Here is a 21050-nt window from a genome sequence, read left to right on the forward strand (position 1 = left end):
ACGTATCTTTACGTACTCTTTTTAGAGAGCCCAAAATACATACTACATAGTTCGCTCTCGAAAGTCAAGACGGTTTTGTCCTGTTTTGAGGACCGGTTTATGAGGGTTATTTCTCTTCCTCTTTATCGTCTAAATCGTCTTCGTCAATTTCTGTTAAGCCGTCATCATCTTCGTCATCATCTTCGTCGAATTCTTCTATATCTTCCTCAATTTCCTCATCATCGTCTAGGTCGAGATCATCGTCGTCTTCAACAAGATCAAGGTCTTCTTCAAGCTCTTCGATTTCCTCTTCCTCTTCAATTTCATCGAAGTCTTCTTCAACGACAGCTGCTTTTGTTTTTTTCTTTTTCGCTTTTGTTTTCACAGCTGGCTGAACTTCTTCTTCGATTTGATCAACTGGATACCAGCTGCGAAGTCCCCATCTCTGATCACCTAACGAAATAAAGCGGCCATCTATATTTAAGTCTGTATAAAATTGAGCAAGGCGATCATCAAGATCAGATTTTTGTATTCCTTGTAAACGGACCATTTCATCTATTAACTCGGAAAACGTAATCGGTGTTTTGCTGTCTCTGAAAATTTCATAAGCAAGTTCAACTAAAGACATGTGCTTGAGCTGTTCCTGTGAGTATTCTTTCAAACTCAAGGTCAGACACTCCCTTTCTATTACATGTATGTATCCATTTATCAGTGAAATAATAAGTGTTTATCCCTTATTTTTACGACAAACCATACCTCTCATTATAAACAAATTAGGGGAGTTTATGCCACCTTTAATCATGTTAATTTTTGATTTTTTCTCAAGGGGCTCACCTAATGGTTCATCATTTAGGTGAAATGGGTCTAGCTTTTGTGTCCGGCATGCATTTTGTAAACCGTTTTATTCATTCCAAACGAAAAAATGGGAACAATTAGAGGCAGCAATGGTGAATGAATAAATTTTGGCTATCATTCGAATGAAGTGATTGTCCATTTTTTATAAAGCGTATAAAAAGGCACACGTCAACAGGTTCAGTTTACGTGTACCTATAATGAAAAATTGTATAAAACCTTTTTTCTCAAATAACTTTGAATTCACTTTTATGCGAATACCGTTACTTCTTTTCGCAAGCTTTGTTTCACTTGAAAATTCATGCTCTATTTATTATTCATTACAGTACAGCGACTATTTCTTTTCCTAAGGAAATGAAAGCATCTATAATAAATGGTGCTGCAAAGAGAATCGATGCTTTCCAGTTCGCTTTTTTGTATTGAAAAAAGAACAAGATCAACACTGCTCCTATGAGTGCAGTGAAAAGGTACAGCCATAAGCTTTGTATTTGCAAGATCCCCATACATATTACATTAATAAACATAATGATGATCTTAGGAATTAGAGCATAAAACAAATGACCCTTAACCTCTGGAGTAAAGATGATTAATAGGAATTTTGCGATGAGATACTGAACTAATAGGCTGATGGTGGTTAGAATTGTTGTAATGACAACAATTAGATTCAGCATCGTTTCATAGGACATATCCTCTAACAAAGCTCTTAAATCATCTAGTTGCGAAATGTAGCCATTCAACTCAATAGCAAAAGTAACGAAATAATAATTGGCCAGAATAAAAATGACCAATGATATCAGTGATGTTATTCTTGGACGTTGTTCCATAATAGCCTCCCATCCCCTATACTCACAATGCTTGAATGATCGTTTAATCGTTTATTCACCATGCTATGGGAAACATATATGATGGTTGAAATTTTTTTAATAGAGAGATTCACTAGCCTCTCAGATAGCATCTCTATACTCTCTGAATCTAGAGATGACATGGTTTCATCAATTAGTATGGTTTCCCAATCTTTCACGAATAATAAAGATAATCCTACCTTTGCTTTCATACCCGTAGATGCTCTGCTATACGAACCATCTAGGTTACCATCAAAAAAATCATTCACTTTCCCCATCTGTTCTTCAGTCGGCACAATTTTAAACGTATTCCACAGAATCTCTAGGTTTTCTCTAATTGTAAATGGGTGAATGCCAATAGGATCCACATTTAAATAAAGAGTCGATTCTTTGTTTGCCTCAATATCTCCAGAGTACCTCTTATCTAAACCAGCTATCATTTTAAGGAGAGTGCTTTTACCTGCACCATTTCTCCCCACTAAATGAAAGAGACCTGTTGGAATTGAAAAATTCACTTTATCTAGTATGGTATTGTTTCTGAACTTCTTCGTACATTCTACAAATTCTAATCCCACTTGAATCCCCTTCTCTGTCGTATAGAGTCTTCAATAAAACCATCTATTATTGATCATCATGATAGAAAATAATAAAGAATCATACCCTTCAATAAAAGCAGCTATTATTAGGATGACTAACGATAGTAGATAATAAGGAATCATTTTTTTCATGACACCTAAAGCAGCTTTAATTGATTTCGTATAAATTAGTGTGAAAAGCACATACTGGCTGATTCCTTGATAAAACAACATATTTGGAAATTCTAATAGCCCATGAGGAATTAGTTTACCTAAAGCTTCTTGTGCTCCTAGCGTTCTAAAACCCATCGTAATGACGAAGGACGAACCTCCAAAATCCATTATTTGAAATAACGGTGACAACAAGAACCCCAGTAAATACATCGCAAAGTTCGTTAAGTTATGTGTCAGGACTACAGACATAAATTCCTGACCCGAAGTTGGTGGTGCGGCTTCAAATAAATCTTTGTTGACTATATTCCCTAGATAAATCCCTGTACCTATCAGCAATATACAGTAGATAGAGTAGTACCACAGAAAATACTTCAATCTTTTATGTATCATTTTCCTCCTCTTTTCATGAAGTAATCGTGAAAATTGTAATGCATATGAGTAATAAAATTGGCAAGGACAGCTTCAATAACTTATGTTCATAATCGTTGATTAATAGTTCTGTTTTTCTGAAATATACGACCCCAATAAAGATGATTAAAGGCAGCGATAACGTATTTTTAAGAATGATTGAGATATCAGACGTGTTGATCATTACTCCGACTATTCCACACATACTTACAAAAATCAGTACGAGACATAGTAAATAAATCGTACTGGATTTAAACCTCTCGTACGGACTCACAATCAAAGAGGATTGCAACGTCTCGATTCTTGCCCTATCAAGTACAATCTCTTCCTTTTTCGACCCTATTAAGATTTCTAAGATCGTAATAAAGTTTATATAGACTAAAATGAGCGCAGGTAGATTTTCTATTTTCGTTAAAAAGGATTGGGCGAAATAAGTAATCACTGATACTAAGGCGCCTATTAAAATGATTAATATTTTATTACTAGCGATATAAGACAAAAATAAACACAGAATATTTCCAGACCTATATTGCTTATTCGCACTTTTTAGGAAGGAAAGTCCAGTTGTCAAAGGTATCCTATGAGAATTACTTATGTAAATGTAAATAAGAAGAAACTGTACTATTTGCAGTATCATAACTGCTTCAAAAGTGGACGTTATGATATACCAAAATTGCAACAAAAGAAGTATTCTGTTTATGATATTGAATAGACCCGACAATAATTGAGATGCAAAAGAAAGCAGCACGACAATAAGTGCTAGTATGATAATGAAATATTGATTTTCTACTAACAAAAAGGTTAAAGCAATGAAACAAGCCAAAAGTAATTGAACTGAATATCCTTTTTTAATCGTAAAGAATAAATGTTTCAACAACAATTGTTTAGAGACAAAGACCAAGCCTGGCTGCTGTCTTCTATACGGTAATACACAACGATTAATATTAGCTGTAGCTACAATGTATATTGAAATAAAAACAAAGCTGTTTAGGTAAGTGCCGGGAATCTCACTCCGATATAAAATCAACGCTCCCATCACAATGAAAGAAAAAAGAACCATCCCAATATAATTGAGGTACCCCATTATACTTTGATCATATATTTTAAATAGTTTATTAGTTTTATGCATAAGTCATCTTAAAAAGCAGCAGCTTTCACTTCTCCTTGTTTTTTATGTACAACCATAATCGCAGCGGCAGCCACAGTAATAACACATAGATTGGCTGCTATCAAAGAACCATCTCCAACGAATAAAGATGCCATTGTAACTGCAAATAACAATAGTGAGAATGAGCCAAGTTTATTTGCTTTCATCATGAAATTTCCTCCTAATTAATGTTTTATTACAAGCCACATGGGCATAAAACGTTAAATTAGTTTTCAAATCATTGTCTATCAGCGCCATTTCACCTGACTTTTGGAAAAAAAATCATCTCAATTAAAGATTGAGATGATTTTTTTTTAGTTTAAAAAGCAGCAGCTTTCGCTTTTCCTTGTTTCTTAAGGATAGCCAAAATAGTAGCAGCTACACCTGAACTAATTGTGCCTACGCCAGTGAAAACACCAACGATTGTAATGACTGTCGCTACTGAGGACCAAGTATCTAAGAAATTAACTACTGTTGCCGCAGTTGCAGTACTAACACCTAGATTTGCTGCAATCAAAGAACCATTACCAATCACTAAAGCTACTAATGTTACCGCAAGAAGTGATAGCGATAATAAAGCATAAAACTTAGAATCTGTTGCTTTCGTCATAATATGACCTCCTTCGATTATTTACTACTTCTTTAGTCTAGCAAGAAGTAAATTACATTTCAATATTTTTTTGGAAAATTTGTAATATTTATTTAATTAACGGTATTTGTAATCAGTTTTTATCAGGATTTACGTTCATTTTCCATTTTTACTGGGCACTTATGTAATAGCATAAAATGCTCTGATTCATTCAAATCTAGTCAGAATTTCTGATAAACACTATCAAAATTCAATTCGTTTCAAATCTTCAGTGCTTTTTTTAGAGGCAGGTAAACTTTCATGATGAATTTTTTTGAGAGATGCTCGTTGTAGTCCTTCAATTATTACTGAAATATTCTTGAACAATCGGAGTTCATCCGTTGACAGAGCCCAAGTTCAAAAATTAACTGAATAATCATGATGGATGTGAAAAAAGAGTTGATTTTATTTTGAATTCAAGTGAAGTGATGAATGGGAAGTACAGTTATACACATTGACCCTAAGGAGCGAAGAACCGTATCTGTATGAAAAAGTGATTCATTTTTGGAAATATATCAGGTATCTTTATACATTTCAGTTCCTATCATAGCTTTTGAAAAATTGTAACATTTAGAAAATGTGATAAATATACTATTTTCTAAAACACAACATAAGTCCCTACTAATTGAAGTGAAAAAAGAAGAAAATGGATTAAATTACCTAGTCAAATTGAATCAATTTCCTCAATTCCAAAAAAAATCGAGATACTCATATTGAGTTGTCTCGACTTCGGTTTGATATCAAAATAGATACCCTTTATTCAAATCCTTGAACGTATGATGAAAAATAATGGCTGCTTTTTGCATTAATCCTCTGTATATTCATTTTTCTGTATTTTCTTTAGAAGATTCAGCTATTCGGGCAAAAAAAGAATTGCTTATTTATGTAGGAAGAATCATAACCAACACGTTAGAAATGAGGCTGAACTGTGACAATTCTGCAAAGTTTAAACACATTAGTGAATGAGATGAACTTTTTTATATAATTTTCAAACAGCTTTCATAACGATACACTTTTTTCGTTTATTTTAAAGCTAGAGTTTCTGAATTAATGAAATGACTATTGCTATGGTCAATATAATGCCTGCAAACATTAAAACAATTAATTTTCTACGGCTATTTTCTTTTTCATTTTGATCTTTCTTAGAAGACTTCGAAAGTTCTGTGGAAACCATGATCCATATCACCAAAGTTACAATCGCTAAAATAGTAGTAGTTGTGGTCATAATAACCTCCCATATTTTTATTTTCTCAATTTTAACATAAGGCTAATATAATATGGCTCAATACTGGAAATCATCTTAAATTCAGGAAAACCTGACTATTACCTTGTATGTGGGTTATCGCTATATTATTCTTGAGGTCTAATTCTTTAGTAGGTATATTGCCAATTCACATGTACCAATACTCACTACTTCATCAGTTACAAATCACTCATACGTTAAAGCTGTTTCCTGTTGCCGACACTATCCTTTTACAACCCTAAAATAAAAAAACTTTGGATGATGCTAATGATTAATACTTCATGAACCAAACCCAAAACAGACCACCTCACATCAGGTGGTCTTTGCTTTGTTTCTACATATCTAGCAGTTTGCGCGAGATGACTAGGCGCTGGATTTCCTGTGTGCCTTCATAAATTTGGGTGATTTTCGCATCACGCATGTATCGTTCGACTGGGTAATCCTTTGTATAGCCGTAGCCGCCGAAGATTTGGACGGCTTCTGTTGTTACCTTCATGGCTGTATCTCCAGCAAAGAGCTTGGACATTGCTGATTCCTTTCCATACGGGAGCCCTTTCGTTTCGAGCCATGCTGCCTGATAAGTGAGCAGCCTGGAGGCTTCAATTGCGGTTGCCATATCTGCTAGCTTAAAAGCAATTCCTTGCTGCTGAATGATTGGTTTGCCGAATTGCTTGCGCTCCTTCGCATAATCGACTGCCGCATCAAGAGCGCCTTGTGCAATCCCAACTGCCTGTGCAGCAATGCCGTTTCTGCCGCCATCGAGGGTCATCATCGCTATTTTAAAGCCTTCTCCTTCTTGTCCGAGCCGGTTCCTTTCATGAATCCGGCAATCTTCAAATCGAATTTCGGTCGTTGGCGATGAACGAATGCCCAGTTTGCTTTCCTTTTTGCCAACAGAGAAGCCCGGTGTCTCTTTTTCTACAATAAAGGCAGTCGTATTTCGAGATGCAGCTTCTTGGTCTGTCACAGCAAACACAATATAATAATCCGCAATGCCTCCATTTGTAATAAAGATTTTCGCACCGTTCAGGACGTATTCATTGCCTGCCTTTACTGCCGTTGTCTTCATTCCGCCGGCATCTGAACCCGAACCGCTCTCAGTGAGTGCATATGCCCCTACCTTCTGTCCTTCTGCAAGCGGCTTTAAATAGATCTCTTTTTGTTCATCTGTTCCGAAAGTATAGATAGGCCACGAGGCAAGAGAGGTGTGGGCGGAGAGGGTGACGCCTGTAGAGGCGCACACTCTTGAAAGCTCCTCCACTGCGATGACGTAGGCTAAATAATCACTACCGATCCCGCCTACCTCTTCCGGCCAAGGAATGCCCGTTAAACCGAGCTCCGCCATTTGGAGAAAAATAGCTGGATCATACGTTTCTGTCTCATCCCGCTCTGCTGCTGTTGGCTCTACTTCATTTTTCGCAAAATCCCTCACCATTTTTTGAATCATTTCATGTTCATCACTTAATTGAAACTGCATCATGAGCCACCTCGTTTCATATTAGCTGTTTACAAATGACCAGCCTTTGAATTTCACTTGTTCCTTCATAGATTTCACAAACTTTCGCATCACGAAAGTAACGTTGTGCTTGATAGCGATTCGTATAACCATCCATGCCGAGCAAATGGATCACTTCTGTACTGATCTCAACTGCCGTTCTTGAGGCAAATAGCTTTGCCATGGATGCTTCCTTTGTGACCGGACGATTCGCCTCTTTATAAGAAGCCGCTTGATAGACTAATAGTTTGGCTGCTTCAAGCTTCGCTGCCAAATCACCCAGCCGAATGGTCGTTTCTAGACCTGCCGGGTGCTGCTTTAAATAAGTCACTGCCTCAGTTAATGCGGCTTCTGCAATGCCGAGGCTTTGAGCCGCGATACCGATTCTCCCCGCATTTAAACTAGACATGGCTATGTGAAAGCCCTCTCCTTCTGCACCGAGCAGCTGCTGTTTTGGAATCCGCACAGCATCAAAATGAAGCGTAACGGTTTTTGACCCGTGCAGTCCCATCTTTTTCTCATCTTTTCCGATCGTAAATCCTGGTGTATCTTTCTCAACAATGAATGCCGATATATTTTTTTTCGCAGAAGCAGGATCTGTCACGGCAAAGACAAGATACAGTTCTGCTTCCCCGCCGCTTGTGATAAACATTTTTGTACCATTTAACACATAATGGTCGCCCGCCCGCTTTGCCCTTAGCTGAATACTGGAGGCATCTGATCCTGCCTTCGGTTCAGTCAGGCAAAATGCTCCCAGTTTCTGCCCGGATGCAAGCAGCGGAACATAGGATTCTTTTTGCTCATTCGTTCCAAAAGCTAAAATAGGCATCGTCACAACAGATGTATGAACGGACACAATGACACCGATGGTCGCACTCACTTTGGATAATTCATGAATGGCGATGATATACGTTGTAAAATCTGCTCCTAAGCCTTGATACGAAGCTGGTATTGGAATCCCCAGAAAGCCTTGTCGTCCCATTTCTGCTAAAAGTGTTCTTGGGAACTGACCTTGTTCCATGGCTTCCACTTCAGGGAATATACGCTGTCTTGCAAATTCTGCTGCCTGTTCTCTCCAGAGTCGCTGTTGATCCGTAAGCAAAACATCCATTTTGACTCCCCCTATGAGTGGTCGTGGTATGTGTAAAAACCTCTCTTTGTCTTTTTGCCCAGCCAGCCTGCATTCACGTATTTTTTCAAAAGAGGACAAGGTCGATATTTGCTATCCCCAAGTCCCTCATGAAGGGTATTCATAATAAATAAACATGTATCTAGTCCGATGAAATCAGCGAGACGAAGTGGCCCCATTGGGTGATTCATTCCAAGCGTCATGACACCGTCAATGCTTTCTGCATCTGCCACGCCTTCATAAAGGGTGTAAATGGCTTCATTGATCATTGGCATCAATATGCGGTTTGATACAAACCCTGGGAAGTCTTCCACTTCAATTGGGGTTTTGTTTAATGTCTTTGCTGTTTCACAAACGAGTTGATACGTGTCGTCACTCGTTTGCAGCGCTCGAATGACCTCAACGAGTTTCATGACAGGCACCGGATTCATAAAATGCATGCCAATCACTTGCTCCGGTCTCCCCGTAACAGCTGCTAATTCAGTGATCGACAAGGAAGATGTGTTTGTTGCAAATATCGTCTTCGCCTCTGCAAATTGATCGAGTGTCTCAAAGATTTGTTTTTTCACACTCATTTGTTCAGATGCAGCTTCAATCACTAAACGTGCCTGCTGCACGTCCTTTAAATCTGTAGATACGGCAAGACGCTGCGTAATATCTCGGACTGCCTGATGGGCTAGCTTTCCTTTTTCTGCTCGTTTCGTCAGTTGTTTGGTCATGGAGGAAATGGCTCGATGAATCTGCTTTTCAGATGCATCATGCAGCAGGACTGTGTAGCCAGACTGAGCAAAAACTTGGGCAATGCCTGATCCCATTTGACCAGCTCCAACGACCATGACGGTTTCTTCTGTACTCATGACGATGAACGCCTCCCTTTTAATCTACCTTTATCATGATGGCATCTCCTTGACCGCCTCCACTGCAAATCGCCGCAATGCCAATACCGCCACCTCTTTGTTTTAATGCATGAATCAAGGTCAATATGATCCGTGTTCCGCTTGCTCCAATGGGATGACCAAGCGCCACTGCACCACCGTTGATATTCATTTTCCGCCGGTCCAGCCCGATTATTTTTTCACATGCCAGCGCCACAGCTGAGAAGGCCTCATTGATTTCAAATAGATCGATATTCTCTAGACGCTTGCCTGTTTTCTGTAAAATTTTCTCGATAGCAAAGGCTGGTGTTTTCGGAAAATCCTTTGCCTCTACAGCTACCTGCGTATGACCAAGCACGACTGCCAATGGCTTGACGTCATGCTGCTTTGCATATGTGTCTTTCATTAAAAGAAGCGCACTTGCTCCATCATTGACACCTGGTGCATTTCCAGCGGTAATGGTACCCGTTTGATCAAAAACAGGCATGAGCTTTGACAGCCGTTCATATGACGTATCACGCCGTGGGGATTCATCTTCTGTGATCAGCCGCTCTCCCGTTTTCGTCTTGACGGTGACGGGGGTGATTTCATGCTGGAAAAAGCCGTTTCTCTGCGCTTCGATCGCCCGTTCATGACTTCTTAATGCCCAAAGATCTTGCTCTTCCCGCGTGATACCGAGCTCCTTCGCAGCCGTGCTCCCATACTCACCCATATGAACGCCTGTAAACGAACAGGTTAATCCATCTAAAATCATCGCATCTTGTACCGCACCATCTCCCATTTTGTAGCCCCATCGCGCTTTTTTTAGCAAATAAGGGGCGTCTGACATGGATTCCATACCGCCCGCTACGATGACCTCCGCATCTCCAGCTCGGATGATTTGATCTGCTGTGCTCACACTGCGCATTCCTGATGCACAGACTTTATTGATGGTTTGCGTCGGAACGGACCACGGAAGATCAGCATATCTTGCTGCTTGCCTTGAAGGAATCTGACCTTGTCCTCCCTGCAAAACACTTCCCATGATGACCTCATCCACATGATGTGATCCCTGCACTCTTTCCAGCGCAGCCTTGATGGCCCTTCCGCCTAGTTCTGCGGCACTCAACCCACTGAAAGCACCGCCTAGTTTTCCAAATGGTGTTCTTGCTCCAGATACAATGACCGTCTGACTCATGTATGTTCCCTCCCGTTTGTTACCGCTTACATATTATCTAAACAGCAGATGTACAGCGCCATGTATAAGCCGATGAACATTCTATTCATCGGCCTGTTTTGTTTACGAAACCTGCTTTCCAGCCTCGCCAAACACTGATTTTTCAAGAAGCTCTGCGACATCAAATGTACCTACCTGATCCTCTACTTCCTTTGCCTTCGTGCCATCTCCCAGCATCGTTAAGCAATAAGGACACCCTGAGCTAATGATGGACGGCTGCACCTGTAACGCCTGCTCCGTTCGGGCAGTGTTAATTCGGGTACCTGTCTCTTCTTCCATCCACATTAAGCCCCCGCCTGCACCGCAGCACATACCAGTTTCACGATGACGTTCCATTTCTCTCAGCGTCACACCAGGGATGGCTTTTAAAATGTCTCTCGGCGGATCATACACTTCGTTATATCTGCCTAGGTAGCAAGAGTCGTGGAAGGTGATGACCTCATTCACTTCATGTACAGGCGTTAGCTTCCCTTCTTTCACTAGCTCTGCCAGTAATTCTGTATGATGGTACACTTCTGCCTCAAGTCCGAAGTCTGGATACTCATTTTTAAATAAATTATAGGCGTGCGGATCAATCGTAACGATCTTTGTGACACCGTTTTTTTGGAATTCTTCAATGTTTTTTGCAGCAAGCTCTTGAAATAAAAATTCGTTTCCAAGCCTTCTTGGTGTATCGCCAGAGTTTTTCTCCTTATTTCCTAGAATGGCAAAGGAGACTCCTGCTTCGTTGAGAAGCTTTGCAAAGGCAAGCGCAATCTTTTGGCTTCGATTGTCATATGCCCCCATTGAACCAACCCAGAATAAATAATCGAAGGTTTGATCTGCTTTTTTCAGCTCTTTTACTGTCGGCACGTGCACATCTTCTCTCAGTTCACGCCAATTTTCTCTTTCTTTCCGGTTCAATCCCCACGGGTTCCCTTGGCGCTCTATACTTGTCATGGCACGCTGTGCATCTGCATCCATTTTCCCTTCGGTCAGCACAAGATATCTGCGCATATCAATAATCTTGTCGACGTGTTCATTCATGACAGGGCATTGGTCTTCACAGTTTCGGCACGTCGTACATGCCCAAATTTCTTCCTCTGTAATGACTTCACCAATAAGAGAAGGATGATACATCGAGCTGGCAGCCGATTCCTCTGCACCTGCTCCTCTCGCCTGCAGCGCCAGTTGATTTCCTGTTGTCTGCCTGAAGGCAAGCTGCGGAACCCAAGGCGTCTTTGATGTAATGGCGGCCCCTTTATTGGTTAAATGATCTCTTAACCTTAAAATCAAATCCATAGGAGACAGCATTTTCCCTGTACCTGTTGCTGGGCACATATTTGTGCAGCGCCCGCATTCCACACAGGCGTAAAGGTCGATCAGCTGTGACTGACGGAAGTCTTCAATTTTTCCCACACCGAAGGTCTCTTGTGTCTCATCTTCAAAATCAATTTTTTGCAGCTTGCCTGGCGGGTCTAATCTGCTGGCAAATACGTTCACCGGCCCTGCAATGAGGTGAGCATGCTTTGACTGCGGGACATACACTAAGAATGTCAGCAAAATCAGGAGATGCACCCACCATGCGACATAAAAAACGACCGTTGCCGCAAGAGGTGAAATACCGCCCAGCAAGAAAGCAACACTGGATGCGATTGGCTCAGTTGGTGATAAAGAGTGTCCATGCCAGATGATATTCATCCCGTTCCCAAGTAAAACGGTCAGCATCAAGCCGCCAATAAATAAAAGCACTAGACCGGATTTAAAGCCACGCTTTAAACGGACAAGCTTCTCCACATACCTTCTATGGAACGCCCAAACAACAGCTACTAAAATGAGAAGTGTGACTACCTCTTGGAAAAAGGTAAAGACACCGTAAAGCGGACCTAAAGGGAGTCCGCTATCTGGAACGAGTCCCTTCATAATAAAATCAAGGGCTCCGAACTGTACAAGGATAAATCCGTAGAAAAACAGCACATGAATGATGCCGCTCTTCTTGTCCTTTAACAGCTTCTTTTGCCCAAATACATTGACCCAAAAACGCTCTAAGCGTTTTTTCATGTCTTGTTGGAACTCTTCTTTTTTGCCAAGACGAATGTACGCTGCTCGTGTTCGAATGAGATAAATAAACAAATACACAGCGTAAGCGGTCACCGCCGCAAATGCGATCATGTTCATGATTAAAAGGCTATTCATCTTGCTCCCCCTTTCATTCCCCAAAACCCACTTTGTTCCGTTTCCATGTTGTACCTCTATCATAAATAATGAATGAGTATTCAGTCAATATTTTTTACACGTTTGGGTACACTATTGAAATATGCAAAAAAGGAGGAAGCTTTATGATCGCATTGATCATCCTACTCGTACTCGTTATCACCGTTTGTCTCATATTGTTAGACCTTTATATGGGAAAGAAATATTTTTCTACCCGCGCTTTTGAACGATCTTTTGACCAAACAAGCGGTGATGCCGTTTTTTATCATGATGGCGAACCATTTTTTGATCAGCTGCTCACCGATATTCAGCACGCCTTTTCTTCTATTCATATGATGTTCTTTATTGTAAAGAACGACAAGATTGGTCAAAGGGTGTTACAAGCTCTCAAAGCAAAAGCGGAACAAGGGGTTTCCGTCTTTTTACTGACCGATCGATTAGGGTCCTATCCGTTTGATCAAAAGTCCATTGATATGCTGGAGAAAAGCGGCATCCAATTTTACTTTTTAAATAAGCCTCGTTTCCCTTTTTTGATTTATCGGTTAAACATGAGAAATCATCGTAAAATCACGGTAATTGATGGAAAGATTGGCTATATTGGCGGGTTTAATATTGGTGATGAATATGTTGGGAAAAAGGGTCGGTTTGGTATTTGGAAGGATTATCATTTGCGCATGACGGGACAAGTTGTCGCAGATCTCCAGCATGTGTTTTTGAATGATTTATACCGGACATCTGGCATTCATCAGCTGCAATATGAGGTTTTTCCTGCCTTGGAACCGGGAACACTACAATGCACTACACGCGCGACTGCTGGTTTCTCTTTAGAAGCTTTGTTTCTCAAAGATATTCAGCAGGCGAGGAAACAGATCATCATCTGTACACCTTACTTTATTCCATCTGCTCCTCTTCTGAGTGCACTGCTTGATGCACGAAATCGAGGCGTCACGGTTGAAATCATCATCCCAATGAAAGCAGATCATCCCCTCGTCAAAGAGGCTGGATTTCATTATTTGAAGGACCTCATTGCCTCCGGCTGCCTTGTTTATCGTTTTTATAAAGGATTTTTTCATGCAAAAGCCATTCTAATTGACCAGAGACGCTGTATGATCAGTACGGCAAATTTTGATAAACGCAGCTTGTTTTTAAACGAAGAAGTTGACGTCGCCATTGATGATGTCGACTTTACTGCCCACGTAGAGGAAAAGATTCGCGAGCATATAGAAGTGTCTGAACTTATGACAGAGGAGAAATTGACACAGCGTCCGCTTTTGTCACGTCCGCTGGAATGGGTTGGCGCCATGTTCTCGTACTTTTTATAAAGGAGCTGACCTATGCGTTATCGATTTGGTTATGTATCCAATGCCGTCACCTTGTGGGAGGCTTCTCCTGCCAAGTCGCTGACCTTTGCAAGATACAGCAAGCTCTCAAAGGAAGAGAGAAAAGAGGCTTTATTACGAACAACAAAGGCCAATCTCGTGAATACATTAAGAACGCTTTACTTTGCCATTGCTCATGATATCCCGCTTTACCGTTTTTCGAGTTCGATCGTCCCGCTTGCGACCCATCCCGAGGTACGCTGGGACTTTGTGACACCTTTTCAAAAGGAGTTTCTTGAAATTGGCGAGTTGGTGAAACGGCATGAACTGCGTGTGAGCTTTCACCCCAATCAATTCACCTTGTTTACTAGCCCCAAGCCTTCAATCACAGAAAATGCCGTGATTGATATGACGTACCATTATCAAATGCTTGAGGCGATGAAGCTCGAAAAGGAAGGCTATATGAACATTCATGTGGGCGGTGCGTACGGTGATAAAGAATCGGCGCTTCAACGTTTTGATGACAATATCAAACAGCTTTCGGCGCATATCAAGGCAAGAATGACGCTTGAGAATGATGACAAAACGTATACGTCGTTAGAAACCCTTGGTGTATGTGAAAAGCACGGTATTCCCTTTGTTTTTGATTACCATCATCACGTGGCCAATAAAGATGATGATGCCGTGCTTGAAGACATCCTGCCAAGAATGTTCGACACTTGGACGAGCACTGGCATTCCGCCTAAAATCCATTTATCCTCACCGAAATCAGAAAAAGCCATACGCAGTCATGCAGATGGTGTAGATATGTCCTTTGTCTTACCGCTTTTTCATGCATTAAAACCGTATGGGCGTGATGTAGATTTTATGATTGAGGCGAAGTCAAAGGATCAGGCCCTTCTTAGACTCGTCGAAGAACTATCTGCGATAAGAGGCAACAAGCGAACCGGCGGAGGAACCATTGAGTGGAAATCATAGAGAAAGGTTTATCTCTGTGCAAACAGGGGTAACAAAGCTATTGTGAGAAAGTAATCAACAGGAGGATATGAAGATGTCTCAGATCTATTCAATCCAAATCGCTGCGAAAGCATTAAATTTACATAAGCTTATTTCTCTTTATGAAAAATGCCACCAGGCTCAACATCGTCTATATGTGTATTCTAAAAAAACAATGTGTAACATCAAGAACATCGTAGAGCTTGAAACCTTCAGGCTCACTCACTTAGAATCTGACTACTTAATTGTCGTAGAGGGAAAAAAAGCGCAAGATCTCTTGCAGCCATTTGAAAAAGAGAAGGTTTCATAAAAAAGAGCAGCCATCAGGCCGCTCTTTTGTTATATCCACTCTTTCGTTAACCACACTTGTTTTGAAGCTGCATCCATTTTCACTTGTGCCCCAATTGGCATCGTAAGCATCGGGTGTGTATGGGCACAGTCAAAATCTGCGATGAGCGGTTTCTTTGTCTCTCCAAGCACCTCAAGTAAAATCTCGTAAGGTTCTTTGCCCGTTCCCTCATCATCAAACAGCTCATGTTTCCCCAAAAGAATCCCTGATACCCGCTCAAACACTCCATTTACTTTCAATAAAGAGAAGTTTTTTTCTACAACTGAAGCGGTTTTCATGCAATCTTCAATGAGGAGAATGTCTCCTGTTTGGATCGCTGGCATGAATTCACTGCCCCATATGCCGTACATTGCATTCAGGTTTCCGCCGATCAACCTGCCTTCTACCTGTCCTTCTATGACGCACAGCCAATCGTTCGGACGCTGCCCTTTATCACGTGTCTTTTCTTCCCAATTGATTCGTTCATCCGTCCAAAAGGGTGGTTTTTTGATCTGATAAGGAATGGATTGAGGCTGCATCAGGATGTCTTCGAACGACTGATATGTATAAGCAACGAACGGTTCAAACTCCCCAAAAGATGGAACAAGCGCCGGTCCGTAGAATACAGGCAATCCCGTTTTTTCGTAAGCGGCTAAAAGAATCGCTGTCGCATCTGAATAACCGATCATGATTTTCGGATGTTGTTTCAGCAGCTCAAAATCAAGATAAGGCAGCATACTATTTGAATTTGTCCCGCCAATCATTGACATGACGCACGCCAAGTCCTCTCGAGCCATTAGCTCATTCAACTCATTGGCTCGTTCTTGAATTGTACCTGAACGGTAGTGGTCCTCTTTCCCTGTTAATGATCCTGGTACCACAATGAATCCTTTTTGCTCAAGCCACTCCTTCGCCCGCTCATACCTAAGTGGCGAGGTCGCTGATGCAGGACTTGAAGGTGAAAAAATACCGATCTTATCGCCTTTTTGTAATCGCCGAAGCCCCTTCATTCCATCAGATCCTTCCTACACGAGTTTTTTCTATCCTAACAAAAAAAGACCCTTATCAAAAGGGCTTTATCTTTCTTTTTAATGACCAAACTGCGCTTCGTGCAGTCTGCTATATACGCCGCCCATTTGAATTAAATCTTGGTGGCGGCCTTGTTCTTCAATACCTTCCTCTGTCACGACAATGATACGATCGGCGTGTTTAATTGTTGCAAGGCGGTGGGCAATGACGAGTGTCGTCCTGCCGACAGCTAGTTCGCTCAGTGCATCCTGTATGGCTTTTTCTGTTTCTGTATCAAGTGCTGATGTGGCTTCATCTAGAATGAGAATGGACGGGTTTTTCAGGAACATCCGTGCAATTGATAGACGCTGCTTTTGACCGCCTGACAGTTTGACGCCGCGCTCACCTATCACGGTATTTAACCCTTCTGGGAAACGCTGAACGAGTTCCTCTAAATGCGCACTTCTTACAGCCTCCCAAATCTCTGCATCGCTGGCTTCTAAGTTCCCGTACGCAATGTTTTCACGAATGGTGCCTGAGAATAAAAAGACATCCTGCTGCACAATACCGATCTGCTGCCTTAAAGAAGACAATGTCATCGACTTTGTGCTTATACCATCAATCGTGATCTCCCCTTCATCCACATCATAAAAACGAGGCAGCAGACTGCAAATTGTTGATTTCCCCGCTCCTGAAGGGCCGACAAACGCAACCGTCTCTCCTTGTTTGATCTTTAAATCGATATTCTTTAACACATGACTGTGTTCATCGTAGCCAAATGTTACGTTTCGATATTCAATTTCACCTTTCAATCCGTGTACATCACGTGCTCCCTCTGTATCCTTCACATCCGGCTCTGTGTCTAGCAAATCGACATAGCTTTTAAAGCCCGCAATGCCTTTCGGATACATTTCAATGACCGTGTTGATTTTATCAATCGGTCTAAATAAAACATTTGTGATCAGAACAAATGCGATAAAGCCACCTGCCGTTAATTGACCTTGCAGGACAAACCATGTACCTGCGAGAAGGACAAACAGTGTCACAAGACGTGTGAGAATATAGCTAATCGATCCATTGACCGACATAATTTTATAAGAAAGAAGCTTCGCCTTACGAAAACGGTTGTTGTTTTCCGCAAAACGCTTTTTCTCGAAATGTTCATTGGCAAAAGCTTGAACAAGACGAATGCCCCCGATATTGTTTTCAACCCTCGCATGAAAGTCTCCAATGTCATTGTTGAGCTGTGTAATCGCCTTCGTCATCTTTTTATTAAAATGTAGGGCGAGCCAAATGATGACAGGCATGATGAGGAAGGTTAAAATGGCCAGCTGCCAGTTAATCATCAGCATGACTGCAAAGGCACCAAGAATCGTCATAATCGCTATAAACAAATCTTCAGGACCGTGATGCGCCACTTCTCCAATGTACATGAGGTCGTTTGTCATCCGTGACATGAGCTTCCCCGTTTTGTTGTTGTCAAAGAATTTAAAGGATAGTCGCTGAAAGTGATCAAACAGCTTTTTCCTCATATCTGTTTCAATATTGATGCCAAGCATATGCCCCCAATACGACACAATAAATTGCATAACCGAGCTGAGGGCATAAATGACAAACAGCGCAAGTGCCGTCCAGACAATGACTGTCCAGTTCCCTGTTGGCAACAATGTATCAATGAAGTAGTTCACGATAAGCGGGAAACCCAGTTCCATCAATCCAACGGCGACAGCGCAAAAGAAATCTAAAAAGAACAGACCTCGATAGGGCCTGTAATAGGCGAAAAAGCGTTTTAACATATGTAAAAGAACCTCATTTCCTCTATAATTGATAATCATTTTCAATTATAGAGGAATCCTCTTCAAAATACTAGATTAGGAAATGATTTCTTTGACTAGAAATCCTCATAGAACGCCAGAAAACAACCGAGCAAATGATTCCTTTAATCGCTCTTTTAAGCCTCTTTTATAAAAATGAACAGGTCCCATTTGCTCACATTCTTTCATATCTTCTTCGTAATGGGCCATCAGCTGCTCAATAGGCTTTTTCGCGGCCGTAAAGACATTGACCTCAAAATTGAGCTGAAAGCTTCTCATATCCACATTTGCGGTACCGACAGAGGCAAGTTCTCCATCTGCAATCATCACTTTTTGATGCATGAAGCCCTTTTGATAGTGATACACCTTGATGCCCTCTTTTAGGAGCTCAGAAAAATAGGACCGTGTGGCGTATTGTGTGAGAAAGCCATCATTGATCTCCGGAACCATCACCCGGACATCCACCCCTCTTGTCGCAGCAATTTTCAATGCCGTACGAAGGGATTCATTTGGGACAAAATAAGGTGTCGCAATCCAGACAAATTGTTTCGCATTTGAGATGAGTGCATCATATAAATCACTCATACTTTCTTTCATATCGGGTCCAGTTGGTACAACCTGAATGACATCCTCTCCCGTCACAGGATGCGGAGTATGATATTTCGGATCATCAATTAATACTTCATCTGAAACATACTCCCAGTCGAGCATAAACACAGAGTGAAGGGTTTGGACAGCCTCACCCTTTAACATCGTATGCGTATCACGCCAAAAACCGATATTTTCATCACGTCCGACATATTCTTTTCCGACATTTAACCCGCCGACAAATCCTGTCTTCCCATCAATGATCACGATTTTTCGGTGATTGCGGAAATTGATTTTTTGATTAAAGAAACCATATTTTAAAGGCAGAAAAGGAGCGACCTTGACCCCTGCCTGCTTCAAGCGTTTAATATCTTTTCGGGAGAAGCGAATGCTGCCAGCCGCATCATAGATGAAGCGAACCTCTACCCCTTCTTTCACTTTTTCTATCAAAATCTCCATCATCCGGTGCCCGAGGAAATCCGATTTGAACATGTAGTATTCTATATGGATGAACGATTTTGCCTTTTTTAATTCTTCAAAAATACGGGGAAACGTCTCCTCCCCATTTTTTAAAATGTCCATATCACTATTTGTGTTCACATGCATGCCTGTTGCTTTTTCTGTGTAATGAAAAAAAGTCCGCTGATTTTCGGTTAGACTTGATTCATCCGGCTTGCTCTCAAGCTCAGATATTCTGCGTAGTTTTTCACGGTTGTACATTCTTTTTGATTTGAATAAATGACCTTTCACATAGAGCTGTCCCGAGAACAAATAAAACATATAGCCAATGATCGGGAAAAAGATTAAAACATACATCCATAAGAGTGTGTGCTGTGATGTACGGTTCTCTAGCATGAGCGAGATGATACTAAATAAAATAATGGCGATATAAACTGCTGCGTACAGCTGAACACTCCACGCTGGAACCGGCCACCAATACACCACATATGCCCCGAATATCATAAAATATAAAAATAAAAATTCCAGTCTCCTCTTTTTCACATTCTTCGCCCTCATTCTGTCTTTTTCTTTTCCATACCCTTTGCACAGCTTGCATGAAACGCACGGTCCACTTCTTTCTTCTAGCTTTTACAGACTTGGACCATTTGATCCGATATAATGGATAAATATGTGATGGAAAGGAAGATTTGTTTATGCATACACCACCTCCTTTAAAAAAAGGCAGTCATCTTCGTGTCATTGCCCCAAGCCGAAGTGCCAGAATTTTATCAGAAGAAGGAATCGCTCAAGCAAAAAAGCGTTTAGAGATGTTAGGTTTCACTGTCTCTTTTGGACAGCACGCGTTTGAATGTGATCTTCATTCCTCATCATCTATTGAACACCGCTTGTCTGATCTGCATGAGGCGTTCATGGATGATGAAGTTGACGGTATTTTGACAGCCATTGGAGGGTTCAATTGCAATGAACTCTTGCCTTATATTGATTACGACTTGATTCGTCAGCACCCTAAAGTCCTTTGCGGCTACAGTGACATTACCGCACTCGCAAGCGCCATTACCGCCAAATGTGAGATGGTGACATACTCAGGCCCTCATTTCTCCAGCTTTCAAATGGAACAGGGACAAGAGGAGCAGACCGCTATATTTCAAGCCTGCTTGATGAATGACGGTGAGTCTTTTAATGTGAATCCTTCAACAAAGTGGAGTGATGATGCGTGGTATCTTGATCAAGCGAACAGGCAGTTTCATCCGACGAAATGGGGAATATATCAGGAAGGAACAGCCGAAGGTACCTTGTATGGCGGTAACCTTTGTACACTGAACTTACTGCAAGGGACGTCGTTTATGCCTCATATTAAGGATGCCATCTTATTTGTGGAGGATGATGATTTGGTTTTCCCTGAAATGTTCGCCAGAGACCTCACATCCCTCTTACAGCATGCAGAATCCATTAAAGGGCTGATCATCGGACGCTTTCAGAAGAAATCCAAGATGACAGAGGAACATTTGAGATTTATCCTAGATAAGCACCCAATGCTCAAACACATTCCAGTGATCTACGATGTCGATATCGGACATACGCAGCCGGTCTTCACCTTACCGATTGGCGGAAACGTTCAGCTAGCGTGTGAAAATGGAGACGTGAAGCTGCGTATTCATTCATAACTAATAAAAGCCAAAAAGCACCCGAATATGTGGTGCTTTTTTCTATGCCACCAACTTTTTTAAAAATTTTTTAGAAAAAGTGATCCAACCCTCCATCTCCTTCGTTAAATAGATG

Annotated in this window: 20 protein-coding genes; 4 read left to right on the forward strand and 16 right to left on the reverse strand. The window is 41.2% G+C overall.

What is annotated here, in order from left to right; translation table 11 throughout:
• Positions 1-106: 106 nt before the first annotated feature.
• The 13 genes from rpoE to NSQ36_RS17340 all read right to left on the reverse strand — a co-directional run bounded on the left by rpoE (position 107) and on the right by NSQ36_RS17340 (position 12738).
• The gene (gene rpoE / locus NSQ36_RS17280; protein ID WP_003214586.1) at positions 107-646 is read right to left on the reverse strand and encodes a DNA-directed RNA polymerase subunit delta; all 540 of its coding nucleotides are present in this window, start codon (positions 644-646) and stop codon (positions 107-109) included.
• Between the two features lie 505 nt (positions 647-1151).
• Positions 1152-1655, reverse strand: coding sequence for a hypothetical protein (locus tag NSQ36_RS17285; protein WP_310425439.1), 504 nt, complete (start codon positions 1653-1655; stop codon positions 1152-1154).
• Complete coding sequence (locus NSQ36_RS17290) at positions 1634-2248, reverse strand: ATP-binding cassette domain-containing protein (RefSeq protein ID WP_335365250.1); 615 nt, start codon at positions 2246-2248, stop codon at positions 1634-1636. The genes NSQ36_RS17285 and NSQ36_RS17290 overlap by 22 nt, the downstream gene beginning before the upstream one ends.
• Before the next feature lie 30 nt (positions 2249-2278).
• Positions 2279-2812: a stage II sporulation protein M gene (locus NSQ36_RS17295; protein ID WP_310425435.1), complete on the reverse strand. Its 534-nt coding sequence runs from the start codon at positions 2810-2812 to the stop codon at positions 2279-2281.
• 13 nt (positions 2813-2825) lie between these two features.
• Complete coding sequence (locus tag NSQ36_RS17300) at positions 2826-3272, reverse strand: hypothetical protein (protein ID WP_339206223.1); 447 nt, start codon at positions 3270-3272, stop codon at positions 2826-2828.
• Between the two features lie 695 nt (positions 3273-3967).
• Positions 3968-4147, reverse strand: a complete 180-nt coding sequence (locus NSQ36_RS17305; protein WP_310425431.1) for a hypothetical protein — start codon at positions 4145-4147, stop codon at positions 3968-3970.
• 149 nt (positions 4148-4296) lie between these two features.
• A complete protein-coding gene (locus NSQ36_RS17310; protein WP_025093875.1) occupies positions 4297-4587 on the reverse strand; it encodes an uberolysin/carnocyclin family circular bacteriocin in 291 nt (96 codons plus the stop codon).
• A gap of 1051 nt (positions 4588-5638) precedes the next feature.
• The gene (locus NSQ36_RS17315) at positions 5639-5830 is read right to left on the reverse strand and encodes a hypothetical protein (protein WP_310425428.1); all 192 of its coding nucleotides are present in this window, start codon (positions 5828-5830) and stop codon (positions 5639-5641) included.
• Between the two features lie 352 nt (positions 5831-6182).
• Entirely contained in the window at positions 6183-7325 is a 1143-nt protein-coding gene (locus NSQ36_RS17320) for an acyl-CoA dehydrogenase (protein WP_251190688.1), read from the reverse strand.
• 16 nt (positions 7326-7341) lie between these two features.
• Positions 7342-8454 carry an acyl-CoA dehydrogenase family protein gene (locus NSQ36_RS17325; protein ID WP_251190687.1) on the reverse strand — a complete coding sequence of 371 codons (1113 nt, stop codon included), beginning with the start codon at positions 8452-8454 and terminating at the stop codon, positions 7342-7344.
• 11 nt (positions 8455-8465) lie between these two features.
• The gene (locus NSQ36_RS17330) at positions 8466-9329 is read right to left on the reverse strand and encodes a 3-hydroxybutyryl-CoA dehydrogenase (protein WP_137054269.1); all 864 of its coding nucleotides are present in this window, start codon (positions 9327-9329) and stop codon (positions 8466-8468) included.
• A gap of 19 nt (positions 9330-9348) precedes the next feature.
• Positions 9349-10524 carry an acetyl-CoA C-acetyltransferase gene (locus NSQ36_RS17335; RefSeq protein WP_251190686.1) on the reverse strand — a complete coding sequence of 392 codons (1176 nt, stop codon included), beginning with the start codon at positions 10522-10524 and terminating at the stop codon, positions 9349-9351.
• 102 nt (positions 10525-10626) lie between these two features.
• Entirely contained in the window at positions 10627-12738 is a 2112-nt protein-coding gene (locus tag NSQ36_RS17340) for a heterodisulfide reductase-related iron-sulfur binding cluster (RefSeq protein WP_339206228.1), read from the reverse strand.
• Positions 12739-12881: 143 nt separating this feature from the next.
• Here NSQ36_RS17340 and cls (NSQ36_RS17345) point away from each other — a divergent pair, with 143 nt between their 5' ends.
• From cls (NSQ36_RS17345) to NSQ36_RS17355, 3 genes are all read left to right on the forward strand, one after another.
• Complete coding sequence (gene cls, locus NSQ36_RS17345) at positions 12882-14078, forward strand: cardiolipin synthase (RefSeq protein ID WP_251190684.1); 1197 nt, start codon at positions 12882-12884, stop codon at positions 14076-14078.
• Positions 14079-14090: 12 nt separating this feature from the next.
• The gene (gene uvsE, locus NSQ36_RS17350; RefSeq protein WP_251190683.1) at positions 14091-15053 is read left to right on the forward strand and encodes a UV DNA damage repair endonuclease UvsE; all 963 of its coding nucleotides are present in this window, start codon (positions 14091-14093) and stop codon (positions 15051-15053) included.
• Between the two features lie 73 nt (positions 15054-15126).
• Positions 15127-15381 carry a hypothetical protein gene (locus NSQ36_RS17355; protein WP_003215306.1) on the forward strand — a complete coding sequence of 85 codons (255 nt, stop codon included), beginning with the start codon at positions 15127-15129 and terminating at the stop codon, positions 15379-15381.
• 29 nt (positions 15382-15410) lie between these two features.
• Here the strand turns inward: NSQ36_RS17355 and NSQ36_RS17360 are convergent, their stop codons facing one another.
• The 3 genes from NSQ36_RS17360 to cls (NSQ36_RS17370) form a co-directional block, all read right to left on the reverse strand.
• Positions 15411-16409, reverse strand: a complete 999-nt coding sequence (locus NSQ36_RS17360; RefSeq protein WP_251190682.1) for a S66 peptidase family protein — start codon at positions 16407-16409, stop codon at positions 15411-15413.
• Between the two features lie 78 nt (positions 16410-16487).
• Positions 16488-18203 (reverse strand): ABC transporter ATP-binding protein, encoded by a 1716-nt coding sequence (locus tag NSQ36_RS17365; protein WP_050944708.1) that lies wholly within the window; start codon positions 18201-18203, stop codon positions 16488-16490.
• 105 nt (positions 18204-18308) lie between these two features.
• The gene (cls, locus tag NSQ36_RS17370) at positions 18309-19811 is read right to left on the reverse strand and encodes a cardiolipin synthase (RefSeq protein ID WP_050944457.1); all 1503 of its coding nucleotides are present in this window, start codon (positions 19809-19811) and stop codon (positions 18309-18311) included.
• Between the two features lie 152 nt (positions 19812-19963).
• On the opposite strand from cls (NSQ36_RS17370), the gene NSQ36_RS17375 reads away from it, so the two are divergent.
• The gene (locus tag NSQ36_RS17375) at positions 19964-20935 is read left to right on the forward strand and encodes a S66 peptidase family protein (protein WP_339206231.1); all 972 of its coding nucleotides are present in this window, start codon (positions 19964-19966) and stop codon (positions 20933-20935) included.
• Positions 20936-21050 lie beyond the last annotated feature (115 nt).

It is taken from the genome of Bacillus sp. FSL W8-1143 (assembly GCF_037965155.1).
Lineage (GTDB): Bacteria > Bacillota > Bacilli > Bacillales > Bacillaceae > Bacillus > Bacillus pumilus.